This is a genomic window from Mycobacterium sp. NPDC050441, from assembly GCF_040655355.1.
GTDB lineage: Bacteria > Actinomycetota > Actinomycetes > Mycobacteriales > Mycobacteriaceae > Mycobacterium.
The window spans coordinates 357,206-383,142 of sequence record NZ_JBFAJS010000007.1 but is presented as its reverse complement, the minus strand read 5'-3'; the positions used below and the strand labels follow the sequence as shown (position 1 = coordinate 383,142).

The 25,937-nt window shown below is 67.3% G+C and carries 28 protein-coding genes; 17 read left to right on the top strand and 11 right to left on the bottom strand.

Annotated features, from left to right (window positions below; genetic code table 11):
* Positions 1–216 precede the first annotated feature (216 nt).
* Positions 217–492 carry a hypothetical protein gene (locus tag AB0I14_RS22595; RefSeq protein WP_358026131.1) on the top strand — a complete coding sequence of 92 codons (276 nt, stop codon included), beginning with the start codon at positions 217–219 and terminating at the stop codon, positions 490–492.
* Positions 493–508: 16 nt separating this feature from the next.
* On the opposite strand, the gene AB0I14_RS22590 is transcribed toward AB0I14_RS22595, so the two are convergent.
* The 7 genes from AB0I14_RS22590 to AB0I14_RS22560 form a co-directional block, all read right to left on the bottom strand.
* Positions 509–1,153 (bottom strand): XRE family transcriptional regulator, encoded by a 645-nt coding sequence (locus AB0I14_RS22590; RefSeq protein ID WP_358026129.1) that lies wholly within the window; start codon positions 1,151–1,153, stop codon positions 509–511.
* Between the two features lie 11 nt (positions 1,154–1,164).
* The gene (locus tag AB0I14_RS22585) at positions 1,165–2,352 is read right to left on the bottom strand and encodes an FAD-binding oxidoreductase (protein WP_358026127.1); all 1,188 of its coding nucleotides are present in this window, start codon (positions 2,350–2,352) and stop codon (positions 1,165–1,167) included.
* The gene (locus AB0I14_RS22580; protein ID WP_358026125.1) at positions 2,349–3,641 is read right to left on the bottom strand and encodes an FMN-binding glutamate synthase family protein; all 1,293 of its coding nucleotides are present in this window, start codon (positions 3,639–3,641) and stop codon (positions 2,349–2,351) included. Before AB0I14_RS22580 ends, AB0I14_RS22585 begins: the two co-directional genes overlap by 4 nt.
* Positions 3,641–4,336, bottom strand: a complete 696-nt coding sequence (locus AB0I14_RS22575) for a protein glxC (protein ID WP_358026123.1) — start codon at positions 4,334–4,336, stop codon at positions 3,641–3,643. Before AB0I14_RS22575 ends, AB0I14_RS22580 begins: the two co-directional genes overlap by 1 nt.
* The gene (locus tag AB0I14_RS22570) at positions 4,324–5,202 is read right to left on the bottom strand and encodes a glutamine amidotransferase (RefSeq protein ID WP_358026121.1); all 879 of its coding nucleotides are present in this window, start codon (positions 5,200–5,202) and stop codon (positions 4,324–4,326) included. The genes AB0I14_RS22575 and AB0I14_RS22570 overlap by 13 nt, the downstream gene beginning before the upstream one ends.
* A 30-nt stretch (positions 5,203–5,232) precedes the next feature.
* Positions 5,233–6,537 (bottom strand): type III glutamate--ammonia ligase, encoded by a 1,305-nt coding sequence (glnT, locus tag AB0I14_RS22565; protein WP_358026119.1) that lies wholly within the window; start codon positions 6,535–6,537, stop codon positions 5,233–5,235.
* Positions 6,538–6,670: 133 nt separating this feature from the next.
* A complete protein-coding gene (locus AB0I14_RS22560; RefSeq protein ID WP_358026117.1) occupies positions 6,671–7,930 on the bottom strand; it encodes an ammonium transporter in 1,260 nt (419 codons plus the stop codon).
* 188 nt (positions 7,931–8,118) lie between these two features.
* On the opposite strand from AB0I14_RS22560, the gene AB0I14_RS22555 reads away from it, so the two are divergent.
* Genes AB0I14_RS22555 through AB0I14_RS22545 form a run of 3 tightly spaced genes read left to right on the top strand, consistent with a single transcriptional unit; the run spans position 8,119 to position 10,837 of the window.
* Entirely contained in the window at positions 8,119–9,435 is a 1,317-nt protein-coding gene (locus AB0I14_RS22555) for a cytosine permease (RefSeq protein WP_358026115.1), read from the top strand.
* Complete coding sequence (locus AB0I14_RS22550) at positions 9,435–10,118, top strand: isochorismatase family cysteine hydrolase (RefSeq protein WP_358026415.1); 684 nt, start codon at positions 9,435–9,437, stop codon at positions 10,116–10,118. Before AB0I14_RS22555 ends, AB0I14_RS22550 begins: the two co-directional genes overlap by 1 nt.
* A complete protein-coding gene (locus AB0I14_RS22545; protein ID WP_358026113.1) occupies positions 10,115–10,837 on the top strand; it encodes a GntR family transcriptional regulator in 723 nt (240 codons plus the stop codon). The genes AB0I14_RS22550 and AB0I14_RS22545 overlap by 4 nt, the downstream gene beginning before the upstream one ends.
* 1 nt (position 10,838) lies before the next feature.
* Here the strand turns inward: AB0I14_RS22545 and AB0I14_RS22540 are convergent, their stop codons facing one another.
* Genes AB0I14_RS22540 through AB0I14_RS22530 form a run of 3 tightly spaced genes read right to left on the bottom strand, consistent with a single transcriptional unit; the run spans position 10,839 to position 13,797 of the window.
* A complete protein-coding gene (locus AB0I14_RS22540; RefSeq protein ID WP_358026111.1) occupies positions 10,839–12,209 on the bottom strand; it encodes an alpha/beta hydrolase-fold protein in 1,371 nt (456 codons plus the stop codon).
* Positions 12,206–13,153, bottom strand: coding sequence for a UTP--glucose-1-phosphate uridylyltransferase (locus AB0I14_RS22535; RefSeq protein ID WP_358026109.1), 948 nt, complete (start codon positions 13,151–13,153; stop codon positions 12,206–12,208). The genes AB0I14_RS22540 and AB0I14_RS22535 overlap by 4 nt, the downstream gene beginning before the upstream one ends.
* Positions 13,154–13,197: 44 nt before the next feature.
* On the bottom strand, positions 13,198–13,797 hold the full coding sequence (locus AB0I14_RS22530; RefSeq protein WP_358026107.1) for a nitroreductase family protein: 600 nt from the start codon (positions 13,795–13,797) through the stop codon (positions 13,198–13,200).
* A gap of 87 nt (positions 13,798–13,884) precedes the next feature.
* Here AB0I14_RS22530 and AB0I14_RS22525 point away from each other — a divergent pair, with 87 nt between their 5' ends.
* The 12 genes from AB0I14_RS22525 to egtE all read left to right on the top strand — a co-directional run bounded on the left by AB0I14_RS22525 (position 13,885) and on the right by egtE (position 25,064).
* Positions 13,885–15,150, top strand: a complete 1,266-nt coding sequence (locus tag AB0I14_RS22525) for an aspartate kinase (protein ID WP_358026105.1) — start codon at positions 13,885–13,887, stop codon at positions 15,148–15,150.
* 1 nt (position 15,151) lies between these two features.
* Positions 15,152–16,186, top strand: coding sequence for an aspartate-semialdehyde dehydrogenase (locus AB0I14_RS22520; RefSeq protein ID WP_358026102.1), 1,035 nt, complete (start codon positions 15,152–15,154; stop codon positions 16,184–16,186).
* A gap of 40 nt (positions 16,187–16,226) precedes the next feature.
* On the top strand, positions 16,227–17,318 hold the full coding sequence (locus AB0I14_RS22515; RefSeq protein ID WP_358026413.1) for a DUF4185 domain-containing protein: 1,092 nt from the start codon (positions 16,227–16,229) through the stop codon (positions 17,316–17,318).
* 99 nt (positions 17,319–17,417) lie between these two features.
* Positions 17,418–17,870 carry a hypothetical protein gene (locus AB0I14_RS22510; RefSeq protein WP_358026100.1) on the top strand — a complete coding sequence of 151 codons (453 nt, stop codon included), beginning with the start codon at positions 17,418–17,420 and terminating at the stop codon, positions 17,868–17,870.
* Positions 17,871–17,920: 50 nt separating this feature from the next.
* A complete protein-coding gene (locus AB0I14_RS22505; protein ID WP_358026098.1) occupies positions 17,921–18,361 on the top strand; it encodes a Fur family transcriptional regulator in 441 nt (146 codons plus the stop codon).
* Positions 18,362–18,473: 112 nt separating this feature from the next.
* Complete coding sequence (locus tag AB0I14_RS22500; protein ID WP_358026096.1) at positions 18,474–19,001, top strand: hypothetical protein; 528 nt, start codon at positions 18,474–18,476, stop codon at positions 18,999–19,001.
* A 17-nt stretch (positions 19,002–19,018) separates the two neighbouring features.
* Complete coding sequence (locus tag AB0I14_RS22495) at positions 19,019–19,660, top strand: sensor domain-containing protein (RefSeq protein WP_358026094.1); 642 nt, start codon at positions 19,019–19,021, stop codon at positions 19,658–19,660.
* A gap of 74 nt (positions 19,661–19,734) precedes the next feature.
* Positions 19,735–21,015, top strand: a complete 1,281-nt coding sequence (egtA, locus tag AB0I14_RS22490; RefSeq protein ID WP_358026092.1) for an ergothioneine biosynthesis glutamate--cysteine ligase EgtA — start codon at positions 19,735–19,737, stop codon at positions 21,013–21,015.
* Positions 21,012–22,298, top strand: coding sequence for an ergothioneine biosynthesis protein EgtB (gene egtB, locus AB0I14_RS22485; protein ID WP_358026090.1), 1,287 nt, complete (start codon positions 21,012–21,014; stop codon positions 22,296–22,298). The genes egtA and egtB overlap by 4 nt, the downstream gene beginning before the upstream one ends.
* Positions 22,298–22,990 (top strand): ergothioneine biosynthesis protein EgtC, encoded by a 693-nt coding sequence (gene egtC, locus AB0I14_RS22480; protein ID WP_358026088.1) that lies wholly within the window; start codon positions 22,298–22,300, stop codon positions 22,988–22,990. The genes egtB and egtC overlap by 1 nt, the downstream gene beginning before the upstream one ends.
* Positions 22,987–23,952, top strand: coding sequence for an L-histidine N(alpha)-methyltransferase (egtD, locus tag AB0I14_RS22475; protein ID WP_358026086.1), 966 nt, complete (start codon positions 22,987–22,989; stop codon positions 23,950–23,952). The genes egtC and egtD overlap by 4 nt, the downstream gene beginning before the upstream one ends.
* Positions 23,949–25,064: an ergothioneine biosynthesis PLP-dependent enzyme EgtE gene (gene egtE / locus AB0I14_RS22470; protein WP_358026084.1), complete on the top strand. Its 1,116-nt coding sequence runs from the start codon at positions 23,949–23,951 to the stop codon at positions 25,062–25,064. Before egtD ends, egtE begins: the two co-directional genes overlap by 4 nt.
* On the opposite strand, the gene AB0I14_RS22465 is transcribed toward egtE, so the two are convergent.
* Positions 25,061–25,558 (bottom strand): hypothetical protein, encoded by a 498-nt coding sequence (locus AB0I14_RS22465; RefSeq protein ID WP_358026082.1) that lies wholly within the window; start codon positions 25,556–25,558, stop codon positions 25,061–25,063. The genes egtE and AB0I14_RS22465 overlap by 4 nt on opposite strands.
* Before the next feature lie 55 nt (positions 25,559–25,613).
* Between AB0I14_RS22465 and AB0I14_RS22460 the strand changes: the two genes are divergently transcribed.
* Positions 25,614–25,922, top strand: a complete 309-nt coding sequence (locus AB0I14_RS22460) for a hypothetical protein (protein ID WP_358026080.1) — start codon at positions 25,614–25,616, stop codon at positions 25,920–25,922.
* Positions 25,923–25,937: the final 15 nt, after the last annotated feature.

Here is a 25,937-nt window from a genome sequence, read left to right as displayed (position 1 = left end):
GCAAAAACCCGCGACGGGAAGCCGGTCTGGTCAGACCCCGTCGCGGCGTCCGAGAAGGAGCACCCGCTGCACGCGGTCAACTGTACTCCGCGTCAAACGCAGGCCAAAACCCACGGCTGACGTGCACTTCCCCCGATCGGGGGAACGCATCTTCACCCGCCTAGCGGCCCGATCGCCCGACAGACCGCCGGCGGTTTTGGCGGCACTCTTGTCTCAGTGGCCGAACAAGCCGCCAAGGAAATCGAAAAGCCAACTGAGACAGAAGGATTCACGATCATGACGAAGTTCACCAAGGCTCTGGCGCTGCCCATCCTGTCTGCGGGCGCCTTCGGCGCCGTCGCGCTCGGCCTGGCCGGCACGGCCGCCGCGCAGGAGCCGCATGGCTCGGGCAACCTCTACAGCCCCGACACCTACGCCACCCCGGCCCCCGGCATGAAGCCCGGCTGGCACAACCACCATGGCCCGCAGCGGGTGATGGGCATCTACGAGTAGTGACCGAAGAGGTGCCTTACACCTGCGAATCGGGGAAGGCGATCACCGACAGGAACCGGATCGGCAGTTCGATCAGGTCAACCGGTCCGTGAGCGCCTTCCCCGTCGATCTGCAGCGAGTCGCCCGGCTGCAGCCGGTACACCGAGCGGCTGTGGCTGTAGTCCATGACGCCGGAGAGCATGTAGATGAACTCGGTCCCGGGATGCTGGAACAGCGGGTAGGTCTGGCTCTTCTCGGTCAGAGTGACGTGCAGGCATTCGAGCCGCTTGTGTTCGCCGCGCAGGGAGCTGAGCAGCTGGTACTCGTGGCCCTGCTTGGTGCCGTTGCGCACGATCTCCGGACCGGTGCCCGCCTTGACGAACGCCGCCGGGCGTTCGACGTCGGCGCCGCGGAACAGGCTGGTCACCGGGACGTCGAGCCCCTTGGCCAGCAGCGCCAGGGTGGACAGGCTGCAGGAGGTCTGGGCGTTCTCGATCTTGGACAGCATCGCCTTGGAGATGCCCACCCGGTCCGCCATGTCGGCGACGGTGAGCCCGTGCTGCTGACGCAGTTGACGCACATTGCGCCCGATCGCCGCCTCGAACTCCAGTTCCTCGACCGGTGCGTGCGGATCGCGGTCGCGGGCTGTGCCGGCATTGCGGAGCAGCGGCAGGTCGCTCACAGCACTCCCCTCTAACGCATCTCCCCGGCACCGACGTACGGATACCGGCTCTTGAGCAAATTGTCCTCCGCGAACCGGGCCAGCCGGAAATCCGTCTCGGGTATCCGCGGGTCGGAACTGCGGCCCTCGGTGACCAGATCGGCGACGAGTTTCCCGACCGCCGGAGCGAGCTTGAAGCCGTGCCCGCTGAATCCGGCCGCCACGAGCAGGCCGTCGATACCGGTGGCGGAGATGACCGGGTTCCAGTCCGGCGTGACGTCGTAGCAGCCGGCATAGCTGCCCGTGATCGCCGCGTCAGAGAATCCGGGAAAGCGGGTACCCACCTTGTCGACGGTCAGGTCGATGAAGCCGTCGGTGGCCCGGTTCAGGTAGTCGTCCGGGTCGGCCTCCTCGCAGTGCGCCAGGTCGCTGTTGCCGAACAGGATCTCCCCGCCCAGCTCGGGGCGCACGTACTGCAGTGACACCAGGTCGGAGAACACCGGGACCGTTCCGATCGGCACTCCGGGGGCGATCGTGACGATCTGTTCGCGCACTACGCGGATCGGCACATCGACGCCGTAGGGGGCCAGGAACGGCCGGGTCCACGCGCCGGTGGCGACGACGACGGTGCCTGCCGAGATTTCCGTGCCGTCCGCCAGCCGGACGCCGGTGATCCGATCGCCGTCGAGCATCAGCCCGGTCACGTTGGCACCCTGGCGGATTCGCACTCCTGCGGCCCTCGCCGACACCGCGAACGCCTGCGCGGTCTGGTAGGCGTCGCCGTATCCGCCGCGAGACTCCCAGCCGAAGGCCGCGAACGGTTCCAGGTCCGCCCAGGGCCACAGCTCGGCCACCTCGGAGGCATCGATCTCCTCGGTCTGCACGCCGACCTCACGTTGGGCGGCCAGGCTCCTGCGGAGATTCCCGACGTTGTGTTCGCCGACGCCGACGACGTACCCGGTCTGCCGGAACCCGATATCGGTCCCGAAAATCTGCTCGGCTTTCTCGAACACCTCGAGTCCGACGGCGGCCATGGCGGCCAGCGAGCTGACCCCGTAGTGGCAGCGCACAATCCCGCTGGACTTGCCGGTCATGCCGGAACCGACGGTATTGCGCTCCAGGACAGTCACATTGGTGACACCGCGTTGGCTCAGCGCCCAGGCCGCCGCGGCCCCTTCCAGCCCACCGCCGATGATGACGACGTCCGCGGTCGCGCTCACTGGCCAGGGATCCAGTTCGTGCCGGCCAGCGGGACCCGGGCCATCGCGGCGGCCTCGATGGTGACCGCCACCAGGTCTTCGGGCTCCAGATGGCACACATGCGCCTTGCCGCAGGCCCGGGCGATGGTCTGGGCTTCCATGGTGAGCACCCGCAGGTAGTTGGCCAACCGCCGGCCGCCCTCGACCGGGTCGAACCGGGCCGCCAATTCGGGGTCCTGGGTGGTGATGCCGGCCGGGTCGCGTCCGTCCTGGAAATCGTCGTAGAAACCGGCCGCGCTGCCGAGCTTCTCGTATTCGGCGGCGTAACGGGGATGGTTGTCGCCGAGTGCGATGAGTGCGGCGGTGCCGATCGCGACCGCGTCGGCGCCCAGGGCCAGCGCCTTGGCCACGTCGGCCCCGGAACGGACACCACCGGACACGATCAACTGAACTTGTCTGTGAACGCCCAGTTCCTGCAGCGCCTGCACCGCCTGCGGCACGGCAGCCAGCGTCGGGATGCCGACGTGTTCGATGAACACCTCCTGGGTGGCAGCCGTACCGCCCTGCATCCCGTCGACCACCACCACGTCCGCGCCGGCGTGTACGGCCAGCTTCACGTCGTAGTACGTGCGGGTGGCCCCGACCTTGACGTAGATGGGTTTTTCCCAGTCGGTGATCTCCCGCAGTTCGTTGATCTTGATGGTGAGATCGTCGGGGCCGGTCCAGTCCGGGTGCCGGCATGCGCTGCGTTGGTCGATGCCCTCGGGCAGCGTGCGCATCTGGGCCACCCGCGGGGAGATCTTCTGCCCCAGCAGCATTCCGCCGCCGCCGGGTTTGGCGCCTTGCCCGAGCACCACCTCGATGGCGTCGGCCTTGCGCAGGTCGTCGGGGTTCATCCCGTAGCGCGAGGGCAGGTACTGATACACCAGGTTCTTGCTCTGCCCGCGTTCCTCGGGCGTCATGCCGCCGTCGCCGGTGGTGGTCGAGGTGCCCGCCTCGCTGGCCCCGCGGCCCAGTGCTTCTTTGGCCGGCCCGGACAGCGCTCCGAAGCTCATGCCGGCGATGGTGACCGGAATATCCAGGTGTAGTGGATATTTGGCGTTGCGGTCTCCGAGCACGACATCGGTGCCGCAACGCTCCCGGTAGCCCTCAAGCGGGTAACGCGACATCGACGCACCCAAGAACAGCAGGTCGTCGAAGTGCGGAAGCCGTCTCTTTGCCCCCCAACCGCGGATGTCGTAGATCCCGGTTTCGGCGGCCCGTTGGATGTCGGCGATCGTGGATCGATCGAAAGTGGCGGATTCGCGCATCAGTAGGCCCCCGCATGGTCGACGTGGAAGTGGTAGAGGTCTCGGGCCGAGCCGTAGCGGGTGTAGGCGGAGGTGTCGTCGTCAAATCCGCTGGCTGCCAACAGCTCAGCGAGTTCGGCGTGGTGCTCGGGGCGCATGGGCTTGGCGATGCAGTCCGCGCCGAGCGAGGCCACCTCGCCGCGCACGTAGAGGCGTGCCTCGTAGATCGAGTCGCCCAGTGCCTCCCCGGCGTCGCCGCGGACCACCAGGCGGCCGGCTTGAGCCATGAACGCGCTCATGTGACCGATGTTGCCGCCCACGACGATGTCCACGCCCTTCATCGAGATGCCGCAGCGCGCGGCCGCGTCTCCCTCGATGACCAGTAGCCCGCCGTGGGCGGTGGCGCCCGCGGACTGCGAGGCGTTGCCGGTGACGCGCACGGTGCCGCTCATCATGTTCTCGGCCAAGCCGGTTCCGGCATTGCCGTTGATCGTGACCTCGGCGAGTTGGTTCATTCCCGCGGCGTAGTAGCCGACGTGACCTTCAACGGTCACGCGTACCTGTGCGTTGAGCCCGACGGCCACATTGTGGGCGCCGTCGGGGTGGGCGATGACGTAGTCGCTCTCCACACCCGGCTGATGCAATGCCGCGTTGACCTCACGCAATGGTGTTGTGCGCAGGTCAAACCCAACTAACGTGGCTGTTATCTGGTCCATGCGTAAACCACCTCCGGTTCCGGTTCCCAAATGCGTGCCTGCTCGACCCCGGGTAGCCCGGCCAGGGCCCGGTACTCACTGGCCATCGCCACCCAGTCGGCGGTTTCGGCGATCACCGCGGGCTTGCAGGCGATGGCGTCGCGCACCACCGCGAACGAGTCGTGATCGGAGACCAGCAGTGTGTAGAAGCCGTCGAAGGTGGCGCACAGTTCCTTGAGCGCGGTCGCCACATCGCGGCCCGCGGCCAGTTGTTCGGCCACGAACCGGGCGCCCACCTCGGTGTCGTTCTCGCTGTCGAACGCCACACCGGCCCGGCGTAGCTCGCGGCGGATGGTGGCGTGGTTGGCGAAGGATCCGTTGTGCACCAGGCACTGTCCGGGGCCGACGGTGTAGGGGTGGCAGCCCGACGGGGTCACGGCCGACTCGGTGGCCATCCTGGTATGCCCGACGCCCTGCCAGCCCTGGGCCTTGGCCAGTCCCCAGGCCTCGGTGAGCGAGCGGGGATGGCCGACCCCCTTGAGCACGGCCAGATCGGCGCCGAACCCGGAGATCAGTGCGGTCGGATAGGCGGCCCGCGCCAGGCTCAGCAGTTCTTCGGAATCCATGTCGGCCGACAGCAGATAGGTCGAATCAACCTGCACCACATCCACATCCGGACCGATAGCGGATGCTTCCACCCCGAATTCGACGTCCGTCACCGACACGCAGCCCTGCCCGTACGGCGACCACTCCGGGTCCCCGTAGATCGCGATCCCCGCCGAGTCGGCGCCGCGGTCGGACATCTCGCCGAGCATGGCGGCGAGCAGTTCGCCGAGGCGCGGATACAGCTCCGGTGTGCGCAGGTGTAGCCCCACGATTCCGCACATGTTGTTCTCCTTTCCGTGAAAGCCGTTCGGCTAGAACGCCGTCAGGTATTGGTCGATTTCCCACGGCGTGACGGTGCCGTGGTAGGCGAAGAACTCCTCACGTTTGACGTCGGCGAAGTAGGAGGCGACGCCGTCGCCCGCGACGTCGAGTACGCCGGTGACGACGGGATCGGCCTCCAGCGATTCGACCGCGTGCAGCAGGGTGGGCGGCAGCGCGGCCGGGCCCTGGGCGCCCACTGCTCCCGGATCGAGGCTGCGCTTGACGCCGTCGAGTCCGGCGCCCAGCGACGCCGCGATGGCGAGATACGGATTGGCCGAGCCGTCGCCGCCGCGCAACTCGATACGCTGGCTGTCGGGTACCCGGATGTAGTGGGTGCGGTCGTTGCCGCCGTAGCTGGGCTTGCGCGGAGCCCACGAGGCCCCGGATGCGGTCGAGGTGGCGCCGGTTCGCTTGTAGGAGTTGACGGTTGGTGCGACGACGGACTGCAGTGCGCAGGCGTGGTCGAGGATGCCGCCGATGAATGCGTACGCCGTCTCGGACAGGCCGAGGCCCCGATCGTCGGCTTCGGCGGGGAAGACCGGCGTCCCGGCACTGGTCAGCGACATGTGCAGGTGTAGGCCGCTGCCGGTGCGATCGGCGAACGGTTTGGGCATGAAGGTGGCCACCATGTCGCGTTCGGCGGCGATCATCGACAGCAGGTAGCGCAGGGTGATCACCCGGTCGGCGGTGGTCAGTGCGTCGGCGAACTCGAAGTTCTGCTCGAACTGGCCGTTGCCGTCCTCGTGGTCGTTGGCGTAGTTGGACCATCCGAGCGTGTTCATCGCGGTGGAGATCGCGGTGAGGTGCTCATACATCCGGGTGACGCCGCGCGCGTCGTAACAGGGCTGGGCGGCGGTGTCTGCTGCGTCGGCGGTGACGAGAGCGCCATCGGCGTTGCGGCGCAACAGGAAGTACTCGACCTCGGCACCGATCCAGGGTTCGAATCCCGCGTCGGCGGCGCGCTGGATCAGACCCTTGAGGATGACCCGCGGTGCGTACGGCCACGGCGCACCCTGCACGTGGGGGTCGCAGTGCACAAGGGCGAGCCCCTCCTTGATGAACGGGATCGGGGTGAACGAGGCCGGGTCGGGAATGGCGACCAGATCCGGATCCTTGGGTTCCTGGCCCATCGCGCCGACGGCGTAGCCGGCGAAACCGACGCCCTCGGTGGCCAGCTGCTCGACGGATTGGACGGGAACCAGTTTGGCGCAGGGCTTTCCGCGCAGGTCTACGAACAGCGCGAGGATGAACTTGGTGCCGGATTGTTCGGCGAGGGTGGCGAGATCGGAGGGCATAGCACCAGCTCTTTCGTCTCTTGTTATGAATCACTGTATCACGATAGGAAACTTCGAAGGGCTGAAGAAACCCCGGTGACCGGCTGCCGCGAAATCGCTCCGCGGCGGCCGGGCCGGGGAATCATCGTCTCTGTCAGGCGAATTCGAGCTCGTAGGCCGAATCTCGGTGGAATGCGGTGTCGATACCCTTCTCCTCTTCCTCCGGCGAGATCCGGATACCCATGGTCTTCTTGATCACGTAGGCGATGGCGAACGCGACCGCGAACGAGTAGCCGGCCACCGCGCCCGCGGCGATCGCCTGCTTCCACAACTGGTCGAGACCTCCGCCGTAGAACAGGCCACTGACCTTGCTGGGCATGGCGTCGCTGGCCAGGAAGCCGATCAGCAGAGTGCCGATCACGCCGCCGACCAGGTGCACACCCACCACGTCCAGGGAGTCGTCGTAGCCGAGCTTCTCCTTGAGGCCGACAGCCAGGATGCACACGGCACCGGCGATGGCGCCCAGGGCGATCGCGCCGACGGGGGTGACCGCGCCGCAGGCCGGGGTGATGGCGACCAGGCCGGCAATGGCGCCCGACGCGGCGCCCACACCGGTGACGTGGCCGGTCTTGAGCTTCTCGACCGCGATCCAGGCCAGAGTGGCGGCGCAGGTGGCGACAAACGTGGTCACCATGACGATGGCCGCGGAATTGCCTGCGGCCAGGGCGGATCCGCCGTTGAAGGCGTACCAGCCGGCCCACAACATGCCCGCGCCCAGCAGGGTCAGCGGAACGTTGTGCGGTTTGCGCAACTGGCCGAACAGCGCCGACTTGCCGAGCACGATGGCCAGCGCCAGGGCTGCCGCACCTGCGTTGATGTGCACCGCGGTGCCACCGGCGAAGTCGATGGCGTGAAGTTTGTTGGCGACCCAGCCGCCGACGGAGTCCTCCGAGAACGTCTTGTCAAAGGCGAACACCCAGTGTGCGACAGGGAAATACACCAGCACCGCCCACACCCCGGCGAAGACCATCCAGGCGCCGAACTTCATCCGGTCGGCGACCGCACCCGAGATCAGCGCCACGGTGATGGCCGCGAACAACGCCTGGAACAGGGAGAACAGACTGACGGGCAGGCCGTTCACCGAGGTCATCGGCTCGACCAGATTCTTCATGCCGGCGAACTCGGTGATGCTGCCGAGCAGTCCGAGGTCGCCGTAGGAAGTCCCGAACGCCATCGAGAAGCCGAACAGCACCCACAGCACGCCTACCAGGGCGACTGCGCCGAACGTCATCATCATCATGTTGGTCGAGCTCTTCACCGAGACCATGCCGCCGTAGAACAGGGCGAGACCCGGGATCATCAGCGTGAGGCCGATGATGCAACACAGCATGAACGCCGTGGTTCCTGTATCCATCAACATCTCCTGGGGGTGGCGGCCCGGACGGGCCGATCACTGGGAGTTGACGATGTTTCTGTTACGTGGATTCGGTCGTTGTGTTGCGGCGCTGTAAACCTCGCTGCCGCTGAGCGGTGAGCACCCCGTTACGACATGTTCACGGACAGAAATGCCCGGGAAATTCGTATACCGCACGGTATACAGCCATGGATACAGTGCTCGCCGAACAGCATTCGGCGCTTGGTGAGGAGTACGAGAACCAGCCCGTCCCACTGTCCGCGCGCAAGTCACTGTTCTCGGTGTCGGCGGTGTGGGTCGGCTTCCCGATGATCATGACCTCGGCGGTGTTCGCGGGCATCGTGGTCTACAACCTCGGCTTCGTCATGGGCCTGGTCGCGATCGGAGTCGGTGACCTGATCCTGATGGGCTATGTGGGCACGCTGAGCTACCTGGCCGGACGATCGGGCAAGAACTTTGCGCTGACCGCGGCGGATACCTTCGGTACCAGGGGTTTCCGCATCGTCTCGGTCTTTCTCTCGGCACTGGTCATCGGCTGGTTCGCCTTCCAGACCGGCATGGTCGGATCCACACTCAACCTCTCGATGGGATGGAGCGCGCCGTGGCTAACCCTGCTTGCCGGGGTGCTGTTCGTCGCGCTGACCTTCGTCGGGATACGGGCGATCTCCTGGATCGGGGTAGTCGCTTCGGCGCTGTTCATCCCGCTCGGTGTGGTGGCGGTGATCCTGGCCGCCGGTAACGCCGGTGGGATCGGATCAGCCTTCAGCTACGGCGGCGGTGCCGGAGCAGGCGCCTTCGGCTTCGGTGTCGCGGTCACCATGGTGTTCGCCTGCTTCGCCGATTCGGGCACCATGACTGCCGACTTCACCCGGTGGGCCCGCAACGGCAGGGAAGGGGCACTGGCGGCGTTTGCCGCTTTCCCGGTCGCCTACCTGATCGCCCAACTGGCGGGTGCGTTCGTGGTCGCGCTCGGCGCCGCCGCGGCACCCGGCACGGCCGGCGGAGATTTCCTGCACGTCCTGGTGGGCGGCGGTGGCATCCTGGTGCCGCTGGCGATCGTCTTCGTCTTCGTCAACCTCGGCAGCGTGTGCGCACACTGCCTCTACAACGGGGCAGTCGGGTTCGGCAACATCACCGGAAAGACCATGCGTCAGTTGACGATCGTGTTGGGTGTCGTCGGAACCGTTGCCGCCGTCGCCGGGATCTGGTCGTACTTCGCGACGTGGTTGAACATCCTCGGGGTGCTGGTTCCCCCGATCGGCGTCGTGCTGATCCTCGACCAGCTGGTGTTCGCCGGTAGGCGGGCGCCCTCGGCAACGGGCTTGTATTGGAAACCGTTCGCCGCGTGGGGAATCGGGGCCGGGGGAGCGCTGCTGACCCACTTCTACGCCCCGCAACTGTCCGACGCGGTGGTGGCGATGGTGGTGGGCGGCCTGGCGTTCACCGCGCTGACCTATCTGCCGGTGCGCGTGGCGCAGCCCGCCCTGGCCGGTGAGACCGCATGATCACGATTGCGGCCGAGCCTTATGTCTGGCCGTATGACGGCGATATCCCGACCAGTCGAACCGCACTGATCAACATCGACTGGCAGGTGGACTTCTGCGGTGCCGGTGGATACGTCGACACCATGGGCTATGACCTGTCGCTGGTCCGGACTCCACTGCGCCCTGCGCAGGAGGTACTGGCCGCGGCCCGCGCGGCCGGGTTGCTCGTCATCCACACCCGCGAGGGCCACCGCCCGGACCTGTCCGATCTTCCGGCCAACAAACGGTGGCGCTCGGCCCAGATCGGTGCCGAGATTGGATCAACCGGTCCGTGCGGGCGGATCCTGACCCGCGGCGAACCGGGTTGGGAACTCGTGCCCGAGATGGCTGCGCTGCCCGGCGAACCCATCATCGACAAACCCGGAAAGGGCAGCTTCTACGCCACCGACCTGGAACTGGTGTTGCGTCGCAACGACATCAGCCACATCATCTTCACCGGGATCACCACCGACGTGTGCGTGCACACCACCATGCGCGACGCCAATGACCGTGGATATGAGTGCCTCGTCGTCTCGGATGCCACCGGCGCCACCGACTACGCCAATCACGTTGCGGCACTGAACATGATCACCATGCAGGGCGGTGTCTTCGGGGCGCATGCCCGCAGCGTCGACGTCATCGCGGCGCTCAAGGAGCTGCAGTGACCGGCACTCGTGCCGAGCAGCCCGTCTCCCTGCGCGACCGGGTGTACATCGAGCTCGGGAAAAAGCTGATGGTGGGCGAGATCGATGACCGCACCCGGCTGGTGGAGTCCCAGTTGTGCGAGACGCTGCGGGTCAGCCGGACGCCGCTGCGTGAAGCCCTGGTCCGGCTGCACGCTGACGGAATGCTCGAGCGACGCTCGGATGGGTACTACCCGGTGGCTCTCGACATCGCCGGTGTCCGGGACCTCTACGAGCTGCGCATCACGATCGAACTACGCGGCATCGCCCGCATTCTGGAAACCGACGAGTTGCGCTACGACAAGGACCGGCTGGCGGCACTGCGTGCCGAGTGGGTCGAATTGCAGGCCTGCCCGCCACCGGCAGAGGCCGACATGGTGCTGCTCGACGAGTCGTTCCATATCGCGTTGTGCACCGCGTCCGGCAATGCGGCCATGGTGTCCGCGCTGGACAACGTCAACCGCCGGATCCGGCTGATCCGCATGTATGACTTCGTCACCGAGGAGCGGGTGGCCGCGACCATCACCGAACACCTGCAGATCGTCGACCTGCTACTCGACGACGAGCTCGACGCGGGCCGTGAAGCGCTGCACGAGCATGTCGGGGCCAGCTTCGACGTCGTCGAACGGCGCGCTTTGCGGGCACTGAGTGCCCGCGCTCTCGGTCAGTCGATGACGTCCCTCGAGGCACTCTGGGCGTGAGCTACTTCCCGTCCGCCCCGGGCAGGGCACGCGGTCGCACGCCGGGGGTGCCGAGTGTGCTGGCCAACCAGGGCAGTGCCGCGGCGAATGCCGCTCCTGCCGACTCGAAGCTGTGCACGCCCTTGTAACCCACCACCGAGCATTCGACGTTGTAGCCGCTGAGCAGCGCGCACAGCTTGTTGGCGTTGGCGGCGTGCTCCTCGGAGAACGTATCCCAGTCGGCGATCGCGGTCTCGGACGGCGGAGTTGTGCCGGCATCGTGGTGGACGGTCGGAGTGTTCTCGGCGACGCCGAGCCATGCCGCCATGTCGTCGTACGGACCGTGCCGGGTGACGATCGTCCTGGGGTCGAATGCCTCCCAAGCCGTTTCGTCGCCACCGAACAGCCGGGCGACGGTTTGGTCCTTGGTGCCCGCGTTGGGGCCGAGGGTGCCGTCGAGCCAGACGATCGCGCTGAACATTTCGGGGTTGCGGACCGCGGTGGTCAGGGAGCAGGTGGCACCCGAGGACCAGCCGGCCAGTCCCCAGTTCTCGGCCTTCGGGCTGACGCCGAAGCGGGAGATCATGTACGGCACCACATCTTTGGTCAGATGTGAACCGGCGTTGCCGCGCACCCCGTCGACGCATTCGGTGTCATTGTTGAATTTCCCTGAGGTGTCGGGGAATACGACGATCGGTGCGTTGCCGTGATGCAGTGCGGCGAAGTCGTCCAGTGTCTTCAGCGCCTCGGTCGACTGAAACCAGTCGTTGGGGTGGTTGAATTCGCCGCCCATCATGATCACCGCGGGCAGTTGCGGCGGCGGGCTGCTGGCGAACCAGGCCGGCGGGAGGTAGACGGTCTCGGTCCGATGGGCGAAGCCCGATGCTTCTGCCGGGATGTTCACCCGCACCACGGTGCCGCGGGTCGGTAGTTCGCCCTTCTGTTGCAGTGCGGCGAGTTGGGCTTCGTCGATCCATTGCTCGGGCTCGGTTTGCGTTACCCGGAGCCAGGCCGCTCGGACGGTGGGGAAGTACCCGGTCGCGGTGTTGAGTGCGGCAAGACCGCACACCACCATCAACACCACCGACAGCACGGAGGCCAGCCGGCGCCACCACGCACTGCCATTCCAGCCCGCGATCAGCACCGTCGCGGCGAAGCCGAACATGGCCGTCCAGAACACGGTGCCGAACGAGATGGCCTCGGCGGACCAGCCTTGGTCCCTGACGTACAGCCGTGCCGCCGCGGCGATGCCCACGCCCACGAGCACCGCGGCGAGCAGCCACCGCCGCAGCCACTCGCGGGACCGCCCACGGCCGATCGCGACCACGATCGCGATCAAGGCGAGCAGTTGCAGCGTTATCGGGATCAGACCGTTGGTCAGGGACAAATTCATGTAGGTCGGTTCTCCCCGATGTCCCGCGAAAGCTTGTGCAGCAGGGGGCCCTCCAACTCATCGGCCAACCGCCGTAGCACGGGGCCGTATTCGCGATGGGCCAGCGCGAAGGCGAACTGTGCGACCAGATAGTCGGCCGGGTTGCCGGTGTCATACCAGTGCCCCTGGATCACCTGGCCGTAGACGGCGTGGTCCCTGGCGTAGGCGTTGATCGCGTCGGTCAGGTAGATCTCGCCGGGCTGGGTCTGCTCGTACCAGCGCTTCGTCTGCTCACGGAGCTCGTCGATGATGCCCGGTGTGATGACGTAGCCACCGATCGCGGCGTATTCGGAGCGAGCCTCGTGCGGCTGGGGTTTCTCGACGATGCCGGTGATCCGCAGCAGCCCGCCGTCCAGATCCTCATCGATGATCGGCACGCCGTACCGGCGCGAATTCTCGGGAGCCATCGGCATCAACGCCAGCACCGGCGCCGACGTCTGTTCGTAGGCCCGGATCAGTTGTTGGGCGCGCGGCACCTCGGCGACGAAGACGTCGTCGGGCCATAGCACCAGGACCGGCTCGTCACCGAACGAGCGTGAGGCATTGAGCACCGGGGTGCCGTTGCCGTACGGGCCGTGCTGATGGAGGTAGGTGATGTGGCCGCGGGCCGACAACTCGCCGACCTCCTCGACCGCGTCGGCGTACGCGTCCTTGCCGTCCGCGCGGAGTTGGTCGACAAGTGTCGTGTTCGGGCGAAAGTGCTCCTCTATCAAGGTCTTTCCACCGGAAACCACGATCGTGATGTCGGTGATCCCGGAATTGACCAGCTCGCGCACCGTGTGCTCGATGACAGGCTTGTCGCCGACCGGCAGCATCTCCTTGGGGATGGCCTTGGTCAGCGGCAGGAGGCGCGAACCGATACCGGCAGCGGGGATGACGGCTTTGCGAATGGCCTGTCCTGCCATGTGTTCCTCTCAGGGTGCTCCACCGAAACTAGCTGGTGGGCCCGTCATCCGCGCGGAATTCCCCAGCGCTCCCCAAACGCGATCTGCTCCAGCGGTAACCGTTCCCGGGGCCTGCTGTCGCGTTCGATGATCGCCGGGTCGGCCTCGGAGTAGTCACCAAGCGTGCCGACGGCCACCACCGCGATTGGCCGGACCCCTTCCGGAATACCGAATGTCGCCCCGGCACCGTCGACGTCGAAACCGGCCATCGGATGGACGATCAGTCCGCGGGACACCGCCTCGACGGTCAGCTGGGCGATCGCAGCCCCGGCGTCGACGGCCGCATACCGTGCGGTCCTCTCGTCCTCCCCTTCGTCGGCGCACACCAGGATGAGAGCAGAGGCGGCATGGGCGTAGCTGTTGCCGCGTTTGAGCAGGCCGGCCAATGTAACGAAGGTCTCATCGCCGCGCCGGCCGACCACGAACCGCACTGGCTGACGGTGGCCCCAGCTGGCGGCCCAGCGCGCGGCTTCCAGCAGTGCGGTGAGCTGGTCAGCGGTGATGGCGGCGTCGGGGTCGAAGGCCCGGGGGCTCCAGCGGGCCGCTAGGTCGGGGTGGATCGGCACGCTGGTGCTGGCCAGGCGACCGTTCGGCGTGTCAGGCACGTCAGCCAAGCTACCGGCGGGGAAAACCGCGTGCGCGTCTCCCTTATCCTGTGTGGGACTCAATCCAGCTTTCTGAAGGGTTAGACAGTGGCGCTCGTCGTACAGAAGTACGGCGGATCCTCGGTATCGGATGCCGATCGGATCCGTCGCGTGGCCGAGCGCATCGTCGAGACGAAGAAGGCCGGCAACGATGTCGTCGTCGTGGTCTCGGCGATGGGCGATACCACCGACGACCTCCTCGACCTGGCCCGTCAGGTCTCCCCGGCCCCGCCGGCGCGTGAGATGGACATGCTGCTGACCGCCGGTGAGCGCATCTCCAACGCCCTGGTCGCGATGGCCATCGAGTCGCTCGGTGCGCAGGCCCGCTCGTTCACCGGGTCACAGGCCGGCATCGTCACTACCGGCATCCACGGCAACGCCAAGATCATCGACGTCACCCCCGGCCGCCTGCGCGACGCGCTGGACGAGGGCGTCATCGTGCTGGTCGCCGGATTCCAGGGCGTCAGCCAGGACAGCAAGGACGTCACCACCATGGGCCGCGGCGGCTCGGACACCACCGCCGTCGCGCTGGCCGCAGCCCTCAAAGCCGACGTCTGCGAGATCTACACCGACGTCGACGGAATCTTCACCGCCGACCCGCGCATCGTGCCCAATGCCCGCCACCTCGACACCGTCTCTTTCGAGGAGATGCTCGAGATGGCCGCGTGCGGTGCCAAGGTGCTCATGCTGCGTTGCGTGGAATACGCCCGTCGGTACAACGTTCCGATTCACGTGCGCTCGTCGTACACGGACAAGCCCGGCACCATCGTCAAAGGATCGATCGAGGACATCCCCATGGAAGACGCCCTTCTGACCGGAGTAGCCCACGACCGTGGGGAGGCCAAGGTCACCGTCGTCGGTGTCCCGGACGTACCCGGCTATGCCGCCAGGGTGTTCCGCGCGGTCGCCGACGCCGACGTGAACATCGACATGGTGCTGCAGAACATCTCGAAGGTCGAGGACGGCAAGACCGACATCACCTTCACCTGCCCGATGGACAATGGGCCGGGTGCGGTGCAGAAGCTGACCTCGCTGCAGGACGAAATCGGGTTCAGCCAGGTGCTGTACGACGATCACATCGGCAAGGTGTCGCTGGTCGGCGCGGGCATGCGCAGCCATCCCGGCGTCACCGCGAAGTTCTGTGAGGCGCTGGCCGAGGTCGGCGTCAACATCGACCTGATCTCCACGTCGGAGATCCGCATCTCGGTGCTGGTGAAGGACACGGATCTGGATACCGCTGTCGCCGCACTGCATGACGCTTTCGACCTTGGTGGCGAAGACGAGGCCGTGGTCTACGGCGGGACGGGGCGCTGAGATGGTCAACATCGGTGTCGTAGGCGCCACCGGCCAGGTGGGCCAGGTCATGCGCACCCTGCTGGAGCAGCGGAACTTCCCTGCCAGCTCCGTGCGGTTCTTCGCCTCGGCCCGTTCCGAGGGCAAGAAGCTGACGTACCGCGGCCAGGAGATCGAGGTCGAGAACAGCGAGACCGCCGACCCGTCGGGTCTGGACATCGCACTGTTCTCCGCCGGTGCGACGATGTCGCGCGTGCAGGCCCCGCGGTTCGCCGCGGCCGGCGCCGTCGTCGTCGACAACTCCTCGGCCTGGCGTAAGGACCCCGAGGTCCCGCTGGTGGTGTCCGAGGTCAATTTCGCCCGCGACGCGGGGCTACGTCCTAAAGGCATCATCGCCAACCCCAACTGCACCACCATGGCCGCGATGCCGGTGCTGCGGCCGCTGCACGAGGAGGCCGGGCTGACCCGGTTGATCGTGTCGAGCTATCAGGCGGTGTCGGGCAGTGGACTGGCCGGTGTCGACGAACTCGCCTCGCAGACCCGCGCGGTGATCGACGGGGCCGAGCAGCTGGTGCACGACGGCTCGGCGCTGACGTATCCGGCACCGGTGAAATACGTTGCGCCCATTGCGTTCAACGTGATCCCGCTGGCCGGTTCGCTGGTCGATGACGGCTCCGGCGAGACCGACGAAGATCAGAAGCTGCGCAACGAGAGCCGTAAGATCCTCGGTATCCCCGAGCTCCTGGTCAGCGGTACCTGCGTGCGCGTTCCGGTGTTCACCGGGCACTCGCTGTCGATCAATGCCGAGTTCGCCCAGCCGCTTTCGGTCGAGCGCGCCAAGGAACTGCTGGCCGCTGCGCCGGGCGTGAAGCTGGTCGACGTGCCGACCCCGCTGGCCGCCGCCGGTGTCGACGAGTCCCTGGTCGGACGGATCCGGCAGGATCCGGGTGTGCCCGAAGGGCGTGGCCTTGCTTTGTTCGTGTCCGGCGACAACCTGCGAAAAGGTGCGGCGCTGAACACTATTCAAATCGCCGAGCTGCTGGCCGCCGAGCTCTGATCCGCGGGTGAGCCCAGCCCGCAGGTTCGCCGCTGTCGCGATGCTTGCTGCGGCGGTGTGGCAGGCGCCTGCCGCCCACGCCAACCCGGCCTTCGGCGATCCGGTGGTGCCGCCGCTGGCTCCCGGCCAGGTGCTGCGGATCGGCCCGAGCGCCGGAACCGGCACTCCCACTCGTGATTACGGGATCGGTGCCACCGACCTGTGTGAGTTCATGGAGTTCCCGAGCCGGGTGCTCCAGGTGTGCGGTGACAGCTTCGCGGGACAGGCCGTGGGCTTCGGCGGCTGGCACTCGCCGGTGGCGCTGCATGTCGATGCCGATTCGATCGAGGATGCGGGCGGCGTGCGCTACCGCGGTGTCACCGGGGTGGACAAGCCGCTGCTGGCCGACGCCGCGCCGGCGGGTTCGTCGCAGTTGCCCGCGGGCGTGATCTCCATCAACCGCGAGAACTACATGCTGGTGACCACCACCTACAACCTGAAACCGCAGAGTTCTCGGCTGGTGAAAGCTGATGCGGCCCAGCCGAATTGGCCCACGGTGCCGGGTTCGGTACGCGACGCCGGATATCAGGGTGGCGCCCAGACTCAGATCACCGGTTACTACGACCCGGTCCCGGCTCCGGATTCACCGAGTGGGTGGGTGTACATCCTGGCCAACAACTTCGACCGCAGCGGCTCGCCGTTCCTGTACCGGGCCAACCCGAAGAACTTCACCGACCGGGCGGGCTGGCAGGGCTGGTCGAGCACCGGTGGCTGGGGCAAGCCCCCGACCGCGTTGTTCTCCGACCGGGTGGGGGAGATGAGCATCCGGCAGATCGACGGCAAGCCCGTGCTGTCGTACTTCAACGCCACGAACGGAAACATGGAGATGCGGGTCGCCTACGACCCCACCGGTTTGGGCGCCGCACCCGTGACCACGGTGGTGTTCGCCAGTGCGTGGCCGGACCCGGTCGACTCGTTGCCGCCACCGGAGATCAACCAGTTGGCCCAGCCTTACGGCGGCTACATCTCACCGGGATCCACGCTCGATCAGGTCCGGGTTTTCATCAGCCAGTGGAACACCATGGCCCGCGGCGGCACCCCGTACCGGGTCATCCAGTACGCGGTGAACCCGTTCAAGCCCTGGGAGCAGTAGTTCCGGCGGTGCGGACCCAGCCCGCGTCCCCGGGCCTTTCACAGCTGATTCATAGCCAATTCTTGATCAGCACCTCAGCAGCGCTCGCATGCTCGTGTCATGACTGAAACACCCTCCGATCCAGACCCTGCGACCGAGCCGGTGGCCGCACCGGCAGCGCCGCCCGTGGCACCGCCGCCCGCCGAGAACAAGCCGAGCCGGCTCATGCAGGCGCTCGCGTGGGTGGGCATCGCCGCAGGCAGCGTTTTCATCGTCGCCGTGGTCTTCGGCACCGGCTTCTTCCTCGGCGCACATTCCGGTGGCGACGGCCATCACCATCGTGGCGGCATGATGATGTTCCACCACGGCGGACCCGGAGGTGGTCCGGGCCAGATGGGGCCGCGGCACGGCATGATGCCGCCGTGGGGTCCGGGTGGCCCCGGAGGCCCCAGTGGATTCGGTCCGGGCGGCCAGGGCGGTCCCGGATGGGGCCCCGGTGGCCCCGGCGGTCCGGGCAGTGGCTCTGAGCGTCCTGAGACCCCGCCGACACCGGCACCGCCCGCGCGACCATAATCACAGTCCGCTCTTTTGGACTGACTCCAAAGAGCGCGCATACTGGAGCCGTGACCACGGTGCATGAACACGACCCCAAGGCCCTGCTGCGGGCCGCTGGGCTGCGCGTGACTGCACCGCGGGTCGCGGTTCTCCAGGCGCTGGCCGACCATCCGCATTCCACTGCGGACGATGTGGCCGGCCTGGCCCGCGAGAATCTCGGTTCGGTGTCGACCCAGGCGGTCTACGACGTCCTGCGGGCCTGCGTCAACGCAGGCCTGGTCCGTCGGATCGAACCGGCCGGATCCTCGGCCCGCTACGAGACCCGCGCCGGCGACAACCACCATCACCTGGTCTGCCGGGTGTGTGGTGTGGTCGCCGATGTCGATTGCGCTGTGGGGGAGACCCCCTGCCTGGAACCCTCTGACCTGGCCGGCTTCGCCGTTGCCGAGGCCGAGGTCGTGTTCTGGGGAATCTGTGCCGATTGCCAGAAGGCCACCGTCACCACCTGAGACCACTCTGCAGCCCAACGGACGCCCCGGCCACCGCAAGGTGACCGGGGCGCCTTGGCTTTTCGGCCAAGGCGTGGGCGAGGCACTGCGAATCGTGAGATTCTCGCTAACCATGACGTGCAATCGGCTTCTGGTTGCCGCACTGCTGGCAGTGCCGGTGCTGGCCGCCGGATGCAGTGCGGGCGCCGGACCCGAGCGCGGCGCGGTCATGGTCTTCGCGGTCGGCGATTGCGTGAGCGTTCCGGCCGCTACGCCGGCTGCCCCCGAGGTGACCAGGGCCGGCAAGGTGTCCTGCGACGTCGACCCCAGTTACACCGTCGGGGCCATCGCCGACGGCACCGGGGCCTGTCCGAGCGCCGAGTATCAGCACCTGCCTGCCGAGCTCGCCGATCCGTCGACCGCGCGGCTGTGTCTGGTTCCGAATCTGGTCGCCAATCACTGCTACGAGTTGGGTATGCCCGCGGGCACGGTCGAGCTGGCCGATTGCACCGCGCGCACCGATCGCGGCCCGGGTGTGATGGTCCAGGTGACCCAGCGCCTCGACGTGCGCGACGGGTCCGCCTGTCCAGCCGAAACGGGTCACTACGCCTGGCCCTACCCGTCGCCGGCCCGGACCTATTGCACCCGCACGGTCTACTGACTGGCATGATCGACGGCATGCGTGCCCTGACTGTCGGTTTCGGGCTGGCCGGTCTCGCACTGGCTGTGGCTGCACCTGCCGGTGCGCGCCCCTCGGATCCTGGTGTCGTGTCCTATGCCGTCATGCCCAAAGGTTCGGTGGGCAACATCATCGGTGCCCCGATGACGTGGGAGTCCCAGTTCACGGCCCCGTTCCAGGGCTTCTCGGTCGAGAACCCGGTGTGCAACAACTGGGCTGACATCGGCCTGCCCGAGGTGTACAACGACCCGGACCTCGCCTCGTTCAACGGCGCCACCACCCAGACGGCGGGTGACGACCAGAGTCATTACGTCAAGCAGGCCATCGGGGTGTTCGCCAACCCAGAGGCCGCCGACCGCGCGTTCCATCGGGTGGTGGACCGCACCAACGGGTGCTCGGGCCAGACCACCGCGATGCACCTGGACAACTTCGTCACCCAGGTGTGGACGTTCACCGGTGGCCCGGCGAGCGCCACCGACGCGGATTGGGTGAAGCAGGAGGCCGGCACCGACCGTCGCTGTTTCAACACCACCCGCAAACGGGAAAACGTGCTGCTACAAGCCAAGGTGTGCCAGTCCGGCAACGCCGGTCCCGCGGTCAACGTCCTCGCCGGCGCCATGCAGAACACGCTGGGGCAGTAGAAGATGTCGGTCCTATCTGGATGATGGAACAGAACCGAGCCGATTGACACCGGTGACGACCGGGAGGGGTTGCGATGGCAGTACCCGCCAGGGCTGATGCGGCCCAATTACCTCCCGTCGAGTTCACCAGCGCCGAACAGGCCGCGGACTTCATCGAAGCTCACTGCCTGGACGACGGGCCGGTCGGACAGGTGGGCCTGGAGATCGAGGCGCACTGTTTCGATCTCGACGATCTGCTGCGACGCCCGGACTGGGACGAGCTCTCCGAGGCGATCGCATCGGTGCCTGCGCTGCCCGGCGGCAGCCGGATCAGCGTCGAACCCGGGGGTGCGGTCGAATTGTCCGGCCCGCCGACCGATGGACCGTCCGCTGCGATCGCCGCACTGCTGGCGGACCGGGCCGTGTTGTGCGCGGAGTTCGAACGCCGCGGTCTGGGTCTGGTGTTGCTCGGCACCGATCCGGTCCGGCCCACGCAGCGGGTGAATCCGGGCCCGCGGTATCAGGCGATGGAAACGTTCTTCGCGGCCAGTGGGTCGTCAGAACCCGGTGCGGCGATGATGACGTCGACGGCCTCGGTTCAGGTCAACCTCGACGCGGGACCGCGTCACGGCTGGGCCCAGCGAGTGCGTCTGGCGCATGCCCTCGGTCCGACGATGATCGCGATCACTGCCAATTCGCCGATGCTCGGCGGGCAGTTCACCGGGTGGCAGTCCTCGCGGCAGCGGGTGTGGGGCCAGTTGGATTCCGCGCGGTGCGGCCCGATTCTGGGTGCCGATGGTGACGATCCGGCCAGTGACTGGGCGCGCTACGCGCTGCGGGCGCCGGTGATGCTGGTGAACATGCCCGACGAGGGCCGGGCGGTTCCGGTGACCAACTGGGTACCATTCGCCGACTGGGCCGACGGTCGCGCGGTGCTCGGCGGCCGTCGCCCCACCGAAGCCGATCTTGAATACCACCTGACGACGCTGTTCCCGCCGGTGCGGCCGCGGCGCTGGTTGGAGATCCGCTATCTCGACAGCGTGCCGGACGCCCTGTGGCCCGCGGTGGTGTTCATGCTGACCACGCTGCTCGACGATCCCGAGGCCGCCGCGATCGCCACGGAAGCAACGGCCCCGGTGGCCACGGCATGGGACCGGGCGGCCCGGATCGGACTGGCTGATCGACGACTGCAGGAAGCGGCGGTCGCGTGTGTTTCGGCTGCGGCGGAGCGGGCGCCTGCGGAGCTGACGGAATCGATGGAGCAGTTGACGCGTTCGGTCCAGGAGGGACGCTGCCCGGCCGACGATTTCGCCGACCAGGTGGTGGCCCATGGAATCGCTTCTGCGATGAGCCAACTGGTGAAGGGCGAGCTTTGACCACACGCGAGACGCTGGCGCAGCAGCTCACCCGGGCGCGGGAACGTACCCTGCGCCTGGTCGACTTCGACGATGCCGAACTGCACCGCCAGTACAGCCCGATGATGAGCCCGCTGGTCTGGGACCTCGCCCATATCGGTCAGCAGGAGGAATTGTGGCTGCTGCGGGGCGGCAATCCGGACCGCCCGGGTCTGCTCGCCCCGGATGTGGACCGCCTCTACGACGCGTTCGTTCATTCCCGGGCCACTCGCGTCGACCTGCCGCTGCTACCGCCGACGGACGCGCGAACCTATTGCGCGACGGTGCGATCCAAGGCGCTCGACGCCCTGGACGCGCTTGACACCGATGACTCCGCGTTCAACTTCGGTCTCGTGATCAGCCACGAGAACCAGCATGACGAGACCATGCTGCAGGCACTGAACCTGCGGCCCGGCCCGCCACTGCTCGACACCGGCAGCGCCTTGCCCACCGGTCGGGCCGGGGTGGCCGGCACGTCGGTGCTGATCCCGGGCGGAACGTTCGTGCTCGGCGTAGACGAACTCACCGAACCGCATTCCCTGGACAACGAGCGTCCGGCGCATGAGGTCGATGTGGCGGCCTTCCGCATGGGCCGGGTGCCGGTCACCAATGCCGAATGGCGTGAGTTCATCGACGACGGCGGCTATCAGCAGCCCCGTTGGTGGTCTTCGCGCGGCTGGGCGCATCTCCAGGAGGCAGGTCTGACCGCGCCCGAGTTCTGGGGGCAGGACGGCACCCGCACCAGATTCGGCCACCTCGAGACCATCCCGGCGGATGAGCCTGTCCAACATGTCACCTTCTTCGAAGCCGAGGCCTACGCCGCCTGGGCGGGGGCCCGGCTGCCCACCGAGATCGAGTGGGAGAAGGCCTGCGCCTGGGATCCGGTGGCCGGGGCTCGGCGCCGATTCCCCTGGGGCACTTCCGAACCCACCGAAGCGCTGGCCAACCTCGGCGGCGAGGCGCGTCGGCCCGCGCCGGTGGGTGCCTACCCGGCCGGAGCGTCGGCCTATGGCGTCGAACAGATGTTGGGTGATGTCTGGGAATGGACCACCTCCCCGTTGCGGCCGTGGCCCGGCTTCACCCCGATGGTCTACGACCGCTACACCGAGCCCTTCTTTGAAGGCAGTGGGGCTGGTGACTACCGGGTCCTGCGCGGCGGGTCGTGGGCGGTGTCCGCCGACATCCTGCGGCCGAGCTTCCGTAACTGGGACCATCCGATCCGGCGCCAGATCTTCTCCGGCGTGCGGCTGGCCTGGGATTCCTGATGTGCCGGCACATCGGGTGGTTGGGCGCGCCCCGATCGGTGGCCTCGCTGGTGCTGGATCCGCCGCAGGGCCTGCTGGTGCAGTCCTATGCGCCGCGTCGCCAGAAACACGGGCTGATGAACGCCGATGGCTGGGGCGCAGGGTTTTTCGACGACGGTGTGCCCCGTCGGTGGCGCAGTGACAAGCCGCTGTGGGGCGACGCGTCGTTCGCCTCGGTCGCGCCGGCGTTGAGCAGTGAGTGCGTGGTCGCTGCGGTGCGCTCGGCCACCATCGGCATGCCGATCGAACCCTCGGCCTCGGCGCCGTTCACCGATGGCCAGTGGCTGCTGTCGCACAACGGGGTCGTCGACCGTGCCGTGCTGCCGTCGACGGGGCAGGCCGAATCCGTCGTGGACAGCGCGGTGCTGGCGGCGCTGATCTTCGCCCGGGGTCTGGATGCGCTGGGCGACACCGTCGCCGAGGTAGGCGCCCTGGATCCGAATGCCCGGCTGAACATCCTGGCCGCCAACGGTTCTCGTATGGTGGCCACCACCTGGGGGGACACCTTGTCGGTGCTGCGGCTGCCGGATGGTGTCGTACTCGCCAGTGAACCCTACGACGACGATCCCGGCTGGTCCGACATTCCGGACCGGCATCTGGTGCATGTCCATGACTCGCGTGTCGAGCTCACACCCCTGAAAGGTTCGGTATGACGCTCACCCTGTCCAACTATCTGGCCGCCGACTCGGCTGCCACCGCACTGCGCCGCGATGTGCGCGAAGGGCTGGCGCAATCGCCGAAGATGCTGCCGCCCAAGTGGTTCTACGATTCAGTAGGCAGTGATCTGTTCGACCAGATCACCCGGCTGCCCGAGTACTACCCGACTCGGACCGAGGCACAGATCCTGCGGGACCGCTCGCCGGAGATCACCGCGGCCGCCGGCGCCGACACTCTCGTCGAGCTGGGCAGCGGCACCTCGGAGAAGACACGGATGCTGCTCGACGCCATGCGCGATGGTGGGCAGCTGCGCCGGTTCATCCCGTTCGACGTCGACGCCGGTGTGCTGCGCGCCGCCGGCGATGCGATCGGCCAGGAGTATCCGGGCATTGAAATCGACGCGGTATGTGGTGATTTCGAGGAGCACCTGGGTAAGATCCCGTCGGTGGGTCGCCGTCTGGTGGCGTTCCTCGGTTCGACCATCGGCAATCTCACGCCTGCACCGCGCGCGGATTTCCTGGCGTCCTTGGCCGAGACCCTGCAGCCCGGCGACAGCGTCCTGTTGGGCACCGACCTGGTCAAGGACGCCGATCGGCTGGTCAGCGCCTACGACGACAGTGCCGGTGTCACTGCGGCATTCAACCGGAACGTGTTGTCGGTGGTGAACCGCGAGCTCGACGCCGACTTCGACCTCGACGCCTTCGGGCATGTCGCGAAGTGGAATGCCGACGAGGAGCGGATCGAGATGTGGCTGCGGGCTGATGTGCCGCAGCAGGTGAGGATCGCCGCGCTGGATCTCGACGTCGCATTCGGTGCAGGTGAGGAGATGCTGACCGAGGTGTCCTGCAAGTTCAAGGCGGACGGGGTGGTCGATGAACTGGAGAAAGCCGGTTTACGACAGACTCATTGGTGGACCGATGACGCCGGTGACTTCGGCTTGTCGCTGGCGATGAAATGAGCCTCGCGCAGCAGTGGGCCGAGGCCCGCCCCAAGGTCGCCGGACTCCACCTCGACAGTGGCGCCTGCTCGCGGCAGAGCCTCGCGGTGATCGACGCCGTGGCGGCGCACGCACGTCATGAGGCCGAGGTCGGCGGCTATGTGGCCGCCGAGGCGGCAGCACCCGTGCTCGCGGCGGGCCGGGCCGCGGTGGCAGCGCTGACCGGACTCGACGCCTCCGATGTGGTGTACACGTCGGGATCGAACCATTCTTTGGATCTGGTGCTCAGCAGTTGGGCAGGCGAGCGCACGTTGGCCTGCTTGCCCGGTGAATTCGGGCCGAACCTCGCGGTCATGGCGGCCAACGGTTTTCAGGTGCGTGCGTTGCCGGTTGACGGGGATGGCCGCGTTGATGTCGTCGAGGCCGCCCGGCAGTTCGCCGCCGATCCGCCGGCACTGGTGCACTTCACGGCGCTGGCCAGTCATCGCGGGGTGGCCCAACCACTGGCCGAGATGGTCGCGGTGTGCCGGGACGCCGGGATCCCGATCGTGGTGGATGCTGCGCAGGCGTTCGGGCATCTGGACTGCAACGTCGGCGCGGACGCGATCTACTCGTCGTCACGTAAATGGCTGGCCGGGCCCCGCGGGGCCGGGTTCCTCGCGGTGCGGCCGGAATTGGTCGACCGGTTGCAGCGACGCGTGCCACCCGCGTCGTGGGATGTGCCCGTGACGGTGCTGCAGAGCTTCGAACATGGCGAGCACAATGCGGCGACGCGCATCGGATATTCGGTTGCTCTCGGCGAATACCTGGCTGCGGGACCGGAACTCGTCCGGAGCCGGCTTGCCGAGGTGGGCCGTAGCGCGCGGCAGGTACTGGCCGAAGTCCCGGGATGGCGGGTGGTGGAACCGGTGGATGAGCCCACCGCGATCACCACCCTCGAGCCCACCGACGGTGCCGATCCGACTGCGGTGCGAGCTTGGTTGATCGCCGAGCGTGGCATCGTCACCACCGCATGTGAACTCGCGCGGGCACCGTTCGAGATGGCCAAGCCGGTACTGCGGATCTCGCCGCATATCGACACCACGGCCGAAGATCTGGGGCAGTTCGCGTCGGTGCTGCGAGAGGTGCCTTAGCCGGGCCAGGCGGTGACGGCGGCTTGGATGCTCGCCACCCGTTCCGGTGCAATGCCCCACGGCTCCTCGACGCCCACTTGTTTGTCGAGATCCCATAGGACACAAGGCTCGTCGGGGCCGGCGACCAGCGACCAGGCGATGACGGTCCGGCGCAGCTGCTCGTCCTGGCAGTCGTGGGCGGCTTCGACGCCGGCCGGTGCGGCACCGTCGGGATGGTGATGCAGGAACTGCCCGTAGGCGGCGTCGCAGAACGTCGAATACCGTGCGGTGCAGAGGATCAGGCCGTGCCAGGCCTCGTCGACCGCACGTGACGGCATGCCGATCACCTGCCGGTCCCGAAGGGCCGGTGCGCAACACCGCAACCATTGCCGCAACCCGGTCTCGATGAGCTCCCGAGGCTGCCACGGGCACGTTTTGAACACGGCGTCGGGCAGCTCGAGCACTGAAACCGCGGATGTTGCCCTGTCTAAGGGATTGTTGAGCCGACGACGCATATTTCTCACTGTATTCACGCTGCTGCTCTGCTTGTTCGGCCCGTAGCCTGACGCCATGAGTACGGTTGCTGCGGTGATACCTCCCGCACTGACGATCCTGGTGATCGCCACAGTGTGGCTGCTGGTCTGGAGGGCCAAGAGGCGGCGCTCGGAATCGCCGAAGGCGTCCTACCGGCGCGATGCCTCACGTCTCCGACGAACCGCGGCCGGCGGCACTGCCGCCGCCGTGGGGTTGTGGGCGATCGGTTCCGGATTCGACGGCGGCAGCGGCGGCGACGGGGGATCGAGCTGCGGCTCCAGCTGTGGTGGTGGCTCCAGCTGCGGTGGCGGTGGCGGTGGCGGCTGCGGCGGCGGGGGCTGCTGAATCGCTTGTTTTCCT

Bases quoted from the DNA above. Each gene is read 5' to 3' on its own strand.
- AB0I14_RS22515 (WP_358026413.1), top strand. From the start codon at position 16,227: ATGCTTGCTGCGGCGGTGTGGCAGGCGCCTGCCGCCCACGCCAACCCG.
- egtA (WP_358026092.1), top strand. From the start codon at position 19,735: ATGGCAGTACCCGCCAGGGCTGATGCGGCCCAATTACCTCCCGTCGAG.
- AB0I14_RS22500 (WP_358026096.1), top strand. From the start codon at position 18,474: ATGACGTGCAATCGGCTTCTGGTTGCCGCACTGCTGGCAGTGCCGGTG.
- glnT (WP_358026119.1), bottom strand. From the start codon at position 6,537: ATGCCCTCCGATCTCGCCACCCTCGCCGAACAATCCGGCACCAAGTTC.
- AB0I14_RS22540 (WP_358026111.1), bottom strand. From the start codon at position 12,209: ATGAATTTGTCCCTGACCAACGGTCTGATCCCGATAACGCTGCAACTG.
- AB0I14_RS22465 (WP_358026082.1), bottom strand. From the start codon at position 25,558: ATGCGTCGTCGGCTCAACAATCCCTTAGACAGGGCAACATCCGCGGTT.
- AB0I14_RS22570 (WP_358026121.1), bottom strand. From the start codon at position 5,202: ATGTGCGGAATCGTGGGGCTACACCTGCGCACACCGGAGCTGTATCCG.
- egtD (WP_358026086.1), top strand. From the start codon at position 22,987: ATGACGCTCACCCTGTCCAACTATCTGGCCGCCGACTCGGCTGCCACC.
- egtC (WP_358026088.1), top strand. From the start codon at position 22,298: ATGTGCCGGCACATCGGGTGGTTGGGCGCGCCCCGATCGGTGGCCTCG.
- AB0I14_RS22535 (WP_358026109.1), bottom strand. From the start codon at position 13,153: ATGGCAGGACAGGCCATTCGCAAAGCCGTCATCCCCGCTGCCGGTATC.
- AB0I14_RS22560 (WP_358026117.1), bottom strand. From the start codon at position 7,930: ATGGATACAGGAACCACGGCGTTCATGCTGTGTTGCATCATCGGCCTC.
- AB0I14_RS22510 (WP_358026100.1), top strand. From the start codon at position 17,418: ATGACTGAAACACCCTCCGATCCAGACCCTGCGACCGAGCCGGTGGCC.
- AB0I14_RS22495 (WP_358026094.1), top strand. From the start codon at position 19,019: ATGCGTGCCCTGACTGTCGGTTTCGGGCTGGCCGGTCTCGCACTGGCT.
- egtE (WP_358026084.1), top strand. From the start codon at position 23,949: ATGAGCCTCGCGCAGCAGTGGGCCGAGGCCCGCCCCAAGGTCGCCGGA.
- AB0I14_RS22460 (WP_358026080.1), top strand. From the start codon at position 25,614: ATGAGTACGGTTGCTGCGGTGATACCTCCCGCACTGACGATCCTGGTG.
- AB0I14_RS22580 (WP_358026125.1), bottom strand. From the start codon at position 3,641: ATGCGCGAATCCGCCACTTTCGATCGATCCACGATCGCCGACATCCAA.
- AB0I14_RS22555 (WP_358026115.1), top strand. From the start codon at position 8,119: ATGGATACAGTGCTCGCCGAACAGCATTCGGCGCTTGGTGAGGAGTAC.
- AB0I14_RS22520 (WP_358026102.1), top strand. From the start codon at position 15,152: ATGGTCAACATCGGTGTCGTAGGCGCCACCGGCCAGGTGGGCCAGGTC.
- AB0I14_RS22575 (WP_358026123.1), bottom strand. From the start codon at position 4,336: ATGGACCAGATAACAGCCACGTTAGTTGGGTTTGACCTGCGCACAACA.